10 protein-coding genes are annotated in these 5,150 nt (G+C 31.8%); 4 read left to right on the top strand and 6 right to left on the bottom strand.

The window, feature by feature from the left end:
- From ACXJIE_RS03515 to ACXJIE_RS03500, 4 genes are all read left to right on the top strand, one after another.
- Nucleotides 1-1,002: PBECR2 nuclease fold domain-containing protein (locus ACXJIE_RS03515; RefSeq protein ID WP_456479597.1), on the top strand; the 1,002-nt coding region annotated here is incomplete at its 5' end.
- A gap of 91 nt (nt 1,003-1,093) precedes the next feature.
- The gene (locus ACXJIE_RS03510; protein ID WP_456479596.1) at nt 1,094-1,336 is read left to right on the top strand and encodes a hypothetical protein; all 243 of its coding nucleotides are present in this window, start codon (nt 1,094-1,096) and stop codon (nt 1,334-1,336) included.
- Nucleotides 1,333-1,812: a phage virion morphogenesis protein gene (locus ACXJIE_RS03505; protein ID WP_456479595.1), complete on the top strand. Its 480-nt coding sequence runs from the start codon at nt 1,333-1,335 to the stop codon at nt 1,810-1,812. Before ACXJIE_RS03510 ends, ACXJIE_RS03505 begins: the two co-directional genes overlap by 4 nt.
- Nucleotides 1,805-2,461: a hypothetical protein gene (locus ACXJIE_RS03500; RefSeq protein ID WP_456479594.1), complete on the top strand. Its 657-nt coding sequence runs from the start codon at nt 1,805-1,807 to the stop codon at nt 2,459-2,461. Before ACXJIE_RS03505 ends, ACXJIE_RS03500 begins: the two co-directional genes overlap by 8 nt.
- Nucleotides 2,462-2,502: 41 nt before the next feature.
- On the opposite strand, the gene ACXJIE_RS03495 is transcribed toward ACXJIE_RS03500, so the two are convergent.
- The 6 genes from ACXJIE_RS03495 to ACXJIE_RS03470 all read right to left on the bottom strand — a co-directional run bounded on the left by ACXJIE_RS03495 (nt 2,503) and on the right by ACXJIE_RS03470 (nt 5,033).
- Nucleotides 2,503-2,895 carry a hypothetical protein gene (locus ACXJIE_RS03495; protein WP_456479593.1) on the bottom strand — a complete coding sequence of 131 codons (393 nt, stop codon included), beginning with the start codon at nt 2,893-2,895 and terminating at the stop codon, nt 2,503-2,505.
- A 9-nt stretch (nt 2,896-2,904) separates the two neighbouring features.
- Nucleotides 2,905-3,108: an NrdR family transcriptional regulator gene (locus tag ACXJIE_RS03490; RefSeq protein WP_456479592.1), complete on the bottom strand. Its 204-nt coding sequence runs from the start codon at nt 3,106-3,108 to the stop codon at nt 2,905-2,907.
- A 108-nt stretch (nt 3,109-3,216) separates the two neighbouring features.
- Nucleotides 3,217-3,645: a phage protein GemA/Gp16 family protein gene (locus tag ACXJIE_RS03485; RefSeq protein WP_456479591.1), complete on the bottom strand. Its 429-nt coding sequence runs from the start codon at nt 3,643-3,645 to the stop codon at nt 3,217-3,219.
- A gap of 88 nt (nt 3,646-3,733) precedes the next feature.
- Nucleotides 3,734-4,351: a glycoside hydrolase family 108 protein gene (locus tag ACXJIE_RS03480; protein ID WP_456479590.1), complete on the bottom strand. Its 618-nt coding sequence runs from the start codon at nt 4,349-4,351 to the stop codon at nt 3,734-3,736.
- A gap of 3 nt (nt 4,352-4,354) precedes the next feature.
- A complete protein-coding gene (locus ACXJIE_RS03475) occupies nt 4,355-4,858 on the bottom strand; it encodes a host-nuclease inhibitor Gam family protein (RefSeq protein WP_456479589.1) in 504 nt (167 codons plus the stop codon).
- Nucleotides 4,851-5,033, bottom strand: coding sequence for a hypothetical protein (locus tag ACXJIE_RS03470; protein WP_456479588.1), 183 nt, complete (start codon nt 5,031-5,033; stop codon nt 4,851-4,853). Before ACXJIE_RS03470 ends, ACXJIE_RS03475 begins: the two co-directional genes overlap by 8 nt.
- Nucleotides 5,034-5,150 lie beyond the last annotated feature (117 nt).

The following is a 5,150-nucleotide window of genomic DNA, read 5'->3' as shown; positions in this document are numbered from 1 at the left end:
AAAAACGGCCTTTCGTTTCAAAGTTGGAAGAAAAACATAAAACCGATACTTATTAAAAAAGGATGGTGGGGAGAAGTTGAAGTTCGTAATCCTAAAACCGGAAAAATTAAAAAAATATTTGTAGGCACAAAAAGATTAAAAACAATTTTTTATACAAACGCAAGGGTTTCATATCAGGTTGCAAAAGCAAAAAAATATTATGAAGATAATAATGTAAAATATCTAAAATATATAGCAATTCTGGATAACAAAACAAGACCAAGCCACAGAGCATTACACGGAACTATCTTACCAAAAGACGACCCGTTTTGGGAAACTCACTATCCACCAAACGGCTGGAACTGCCGCTGCCGTGTTAGAGCAATTCCGGCTCATAAAAAAGTAACTCCCACAGATAAAAAAAACTTACCAAAAAACGCAGTTGATAAGGACTGGGCATATGATGTAAGAGAGGGAAGGTTTTTTGATAGATTTACCGATAAAGATATTGAGACAAAAGCAAATACTAATTACAAAGATTTTAATTTGCCAAGTGCTGAGAAAATAAAACTTCAAAACCTTCCTCCAGCTCCACCAAAGCTTCCCAAAGCAAAAGATAAAAAAGAAGCTTTAGAAATTCTGAAAAAAGAGATTTTAGGAGATAAAAAAGAGATAAAAGTAAAAACACCTATTACTGATGTTTTAATAGATGAAAAATTATTAGCCCACTTAGTAAAAGAAAACGATGTGAGAGAAACTTTTGCAAAATATATACTGCCTACATTAAAAGAACCTGATGAAATTTGGGCTCATAAGTCTAAAAATAAGAATGAAAAATATTTCAAAAAAAGATATAGATTTATAAAACTTTTCAAGGAAAAAACTCAAAACACGGTAGCTATAACGGAATTAAAACGAGACGGAAGTTTGTTTTGGACATTTTTTAAAATAACTAAATTAAAACAATTAGACAAAAGAAGAGAAGGGATTTTAATGTATTTTAACAAAAAGCTATTTGAATAGATGCGGGTATGACCTTTTTTTAATGTGGAGGCTACCACAAACCCGCTATCTATTCAACTTACACTATAATTATACAAAAAAAGGAGTAAAAATGTTACAAACAATTTGTAAACTTCCATTAAATCAAATAGATTATCTTGAAATTGAATGCCAAAATTGTAATTCCCAAATTCAAATAAACCTGAAAAAAGAACAAAAAGCCACAAATTGCCCTGTATGCAATACCCCATTTGATGAACTGACATTGAAAACTATATCAAATATAACCATGACAATATCCACACTAAAACATCTCTCAAAAAACAATATTTCATTAATAAAGATTGAAAAATGAGCTTTGAAGTAGAAGTAAAACTTGAAGAAAACATAACCGATAAATTATCCGAACTTCAAAAAAACCTCGGAGATTTAACGCCTGTATTTAATCAAATCGGACATACTCTAATTGACATAGTGGAAGAAAACTTTGAAAGTGAAAGTTTCTTAGGCAAACCATGGACTCCGCTTAAAGACTCCACAAAAAAACAAAAAGCAAAAAAAGGCTATAAAAAAATCCTTCAAAACAGAGGTCATTTGGCTGAGAGTATAGATTTTGAAGCAAGCAAAAATAAGCTTGTGCTTGGAACAAATGTAGAGTATGCGGCTATTCATCAGTTCGGAGGACTTGCTGGCAAAAACCGCTCGGCCAAAATTCCGGCAAGAGAGTTTTTACCTATCGTAAAAGAAGGAGATGATTATATATATCCAAAAGCGGTTGAAGAAGAAATTGATATAATTTTGGAAAACTTTTTAAGGAAACTTGATGAATGAAATTATTCAAACCACTTATCCGACATTTCAAAATTTTGAATATATTGCACTAATAGCTAAAACATCTTCTGTGAAATATCCTGCAATTTTAATTGAAATCAGCAAATATCCAAATAAAAAAATTAATATTGAAAATAAAACCTATCATATAGTCGGATTTGAAAAAAAAGTTTCAGATTTAGTAGGACTTGTAAACTTAATAAAATTAACGCAAGGTTTAAAAGGAGCATTTTTTTATAAAAAAGGTCTATTATTTGAGCCAAATATTTATGAATTTGAAGCAATAGTAAAATGTGCAAGTGTTGCACAAAATGTTTCTAATTGTGCAAATTTTTGCAAAAAAATTCAAATAAACTATTATGAAGATTTTTTTTCTTCTCATAGAGATTTTGTAATTAGAATTACCGATGAGAAACCCCAATCAAAATTAAAAAAAATAAATAAAGTAATTCAGACATTTCCTTGCAAACATATCGATAAATATTACAAACCCGATAACTTTAATCCTTATCTTTATAAGGACTCATTAAAAGAATCTTTTTTATCTTACATTTTTGAAAATAATTCCGAAATATTAGAATGTCCGTTTTTTAACATTGAAAGATATAAATGTGAATTTGCAGAGGAAGTAATTATTGTAAAAGAGTAAAAGAAGAGATACTTGAAGCGGTAGGGTTTTATCTTGAGAAGTTATTCTAATATCATCTTAAAAAACATATCAACCGATTTTCTTACAAGTTCCATATTCCCTTCTCTTAGCCAATGCTTTATCGTTTCAATTATACTGATGTTTTCTTTTACTGATTTTGGGGTTTGTTTTAAAAGAGTTAAGGCTTTTGAAGTTAGAGTAACACCTAAAAAATAGTGATTATTTCCCTCTTTAAATCTGATAAACCCTTCATCTCTTAAAAAATAAAAAGTATGTTCAAGTATCTCACACTCTTTTGGAACTTCCAAACTAAAGGGGTCAATTTCTTTATCTACGAATTTACATATTTCAATATCAACACCCAAAGGAAATTCCTCATATAACCTATCAAAAATCTTAGCCACATATACATTAAAAAGCTCAATGTTTCTCATAATATTCCTTTATTGAATTTTATCATCTTTTTCAATCTCCCCAATCTCTTTAAGATATTCTATATACTCAAATGGCAAACTATCCTGTTTTATAACTTCTCTTGTAATAAACCTATATCCGCATTTTGGACACTCTCTAAACCTCTCATTTACAAGACCTTTTCTCGTTCCGTAAACCTTTGTTTTTTCAAATCCGCATTTAGGACAAATCATTTCCCCACCTTTATGTTATAATTCCACAAAGGTGGGGCTTTCCGAAAAGACATGTTTTTGTAAAAATTAAGGGGTTCCCGCAAAATCACCAGATTTTGTAGGGTATAGTTAAGGGGTCCCCGAGAAACCGTCAGGTTTTTTGGGGCTTAATTTCTCAAGCCCGATTATTATTTTTGTGGCTTGTTCTTTTGTCAAATCTTTGAGTTTCAGCACATCAAACCCCATTCTCCCTCGTATAAACTTCAAAAGCCCGAACACGCCTTTAACTCTCCCTTTTTTATTCCATAGGTGGTTCATATATCTTATCTGATTCATTGTAGCCGGTTCTACTTTTATTTTTGTAGTTCTGTAATTTAAGAAATCCACTAACCCTTCAAGCTCACTAATGCTAAGATATTTTGAACTTTTAACTCCATAATTATTATTCAAAAACTCTTCCCAAAGCTCTCTATCGTTTGCATACACTTCTTTATACATTTTAGAAGTATGGACCAATTTTAAAAGAGCCTTTTTATAATTCTTTTGTTTCTTTGTCATTATTTCTCCTCCTTAAACTCCTCTATCAAGCTCCCCGCAAGGAGCTTTAAGAAGAGTTCTTTTCTTTGGGGTCCCCGCTTGTGGGGTGTTAGCTAACCTTTAAAGCCCTTTTCAACCATCCGTAAATGAAAACCGCTTGATTTGGATTGTGTCTTACAATCTCCGCATATCTTAAAGCCCTGTATTTTCTAAAATATTCTATCAGTTCCGTAATCAACTCATGCTCTTTAAGCTCTTTTAAATGTTTTTCGGTTACCTTTCCAAAAACTCCGTCTTCCGCTATCTCAACTCTTGCATCAATGTAGTTTTGATAAGTTGCGTTTATCGCTTTTTGAAGGTTTTTAATTGCGGCTCTCACTCCCATATTCACCACCATATCAAAAACTTCACAAGCTAACTCTTCATCAATTTCAGATAGCCCATCCCCTTTGATTCTGTCCCAAAACTCCTCTTTGTAAAACAAAGCCACAAGCTGATTAAGTTTATCGTTATAAACACTACCAAGAGCCGGAGTAATATCTCCGGTTTTTAGGATTTTAATTCCATCGATTGTCTCTTTTACCATATCAATTATTTCCCAGCCGTCCCAATCGCTGTGGTAAAATCTGCTTATACCTCTAAAAGTCTCTCCACCAATGTCATCTTTATGATTTGAATATGTTCCCTCGTATTTTAAAATTTCATTTAAACACTCAATAAAAGCCATTTTCTACTCCTTTAAATCTACTGGATTTTCTTTAACTTCAACCCAAAAAGAATCTTTTACAACCCTTTTTGCATTCACAAGACTAAGCCTCTCATCCGACCACTCTCTCATTACTTCTTTATTTACACTCTCTTTTATTTTTATTGCTTCTTTAAATCCGTGTTCTTTTAAAAGCTCAAGAGTATTTTTCTTAATGCTGATACTCGTAGATTGCCTAAATCCAAACAATCCAAAAGTCAGCTCAATTGTCTTTTTGTCTTTAAACAGCTCTTCTTTGTTGTATTCGCTATAAACCGCTAAAGAATGTTCCAGTGCCTCAATTTCCTGTAAAATCGGTTCAGCTTCTTTTTTAGCCGCTTCTTTTATCTCGTTTATTTTGTCATCAGTTTCAGCCTCGATTTTTTTTATGCTGTTATTTAATTCGGCAAGTCTTTTAAGAACCAAGTCGGCTTCTTTTAAACTTGTAATTTTTTTAACCTTTACTTCCGGTTTTTTTCTCTTAGCCATTTCTTTTCCTTTCAATAGTATTAAGAAGCAATGTCAAAGCTCCGATAAGTTCAACATCTTCCGTTTTTATTGCTTCATCCAAAATTTTCTCTTTTGCCTCTTTAAAACTTATCTTTTTAACTATCATCACAGGTCTTTTAACCACTACTTTTTCCACAATCATAATTCCCATCATAGTCTTCCTTTCCAAATTTTTTTCTTTCTCCTTCTGTATTCAACTTCAAAGTAAAGCCACATACCTATAGCCGCACTAAAACATCCGATTACAACACCTAATATCATCTCATACATC

The sequence above is a fragment of the Nautilia sp. genome (assembly GCF_053994455.1).
The sequence above is the reverse complement of the archived record's forward strand: the minus strand, read 5'-3'. Positions and strand labels throughout refer to the sequence as shown.

What these genes read in the sequence shown, in the direction of transcription:
- ACXJIE_RS03510 (WP_456479596.1), top strand. Translation starts at nt 1,094, where the DNA reads ATGTTACAAACAATTTGTAAACTTCCATTAAATCAAATAGATTATCTT.
- ACXJIE_RS03505 (WP_456479595.1), top strand. Translation starts at nt 1,333, where the DNA reads ATGAGCTTTGAAGTAGAAGTAAAACTTGAAGAAAACATAACCGATAAA.
- ACXJIE_RS03500 (WP_456479594.1), top strand. Translation starts at nt 1,805, where the DNA reads ATGAATGAAATTATTCAAACCACTTATCCGACATTTCAAAATTTTGAA.
- ACXJIE_RS03495 (WP_456479593.1), bottom strand. Translation starts at nt 2,895, where the DNA reads ATGAGAAACATTGAGCTTTTTAATGTATATGTGGCTAAGATTTTTGAT.
- ACXJIE_RS03490 (WP_456479592.1), bottom strand. Translation starts at nt 3,108, where the DNA reads ATGATTTGTCCTAAATGCGGATTTGAAAAAACAAAGGTTTACGGAACG.
- ACXJIE_RS03485 (WP_456479591.1), bottom strand. Translation starts at nt 3,645, where the DNA reads ATGACAAAGAAACAAAAGAATTATAAAAAGGCTCTTTTAAAATTGGTC.
- ACXJIE_RS03480 (WP_456479590.1), bottom strand. Translation starts at nt 4,351, where the DNA reads ATGGCTTTTATTGAGTGTTTAAATGAAATTTTAAAATACGAGGGAACA.
- ACXJIE_RS03475 (WP_456479589.1), bottom strand. Translation starts at nt 4,858, where the DNA reads ATGGCTAAGAGAAAAAAACCGGAAGTAAAGGTTAAAAAAATTACAAGT.
- ACXJIE_RS03470 (WP_456479588.1), bottom strand. Translation starts at nt 5,033, where the DNA reads ATGATGGGAATTATGATTGTGGAAAAAGTAGTGGTTAAAAGACCTGTG.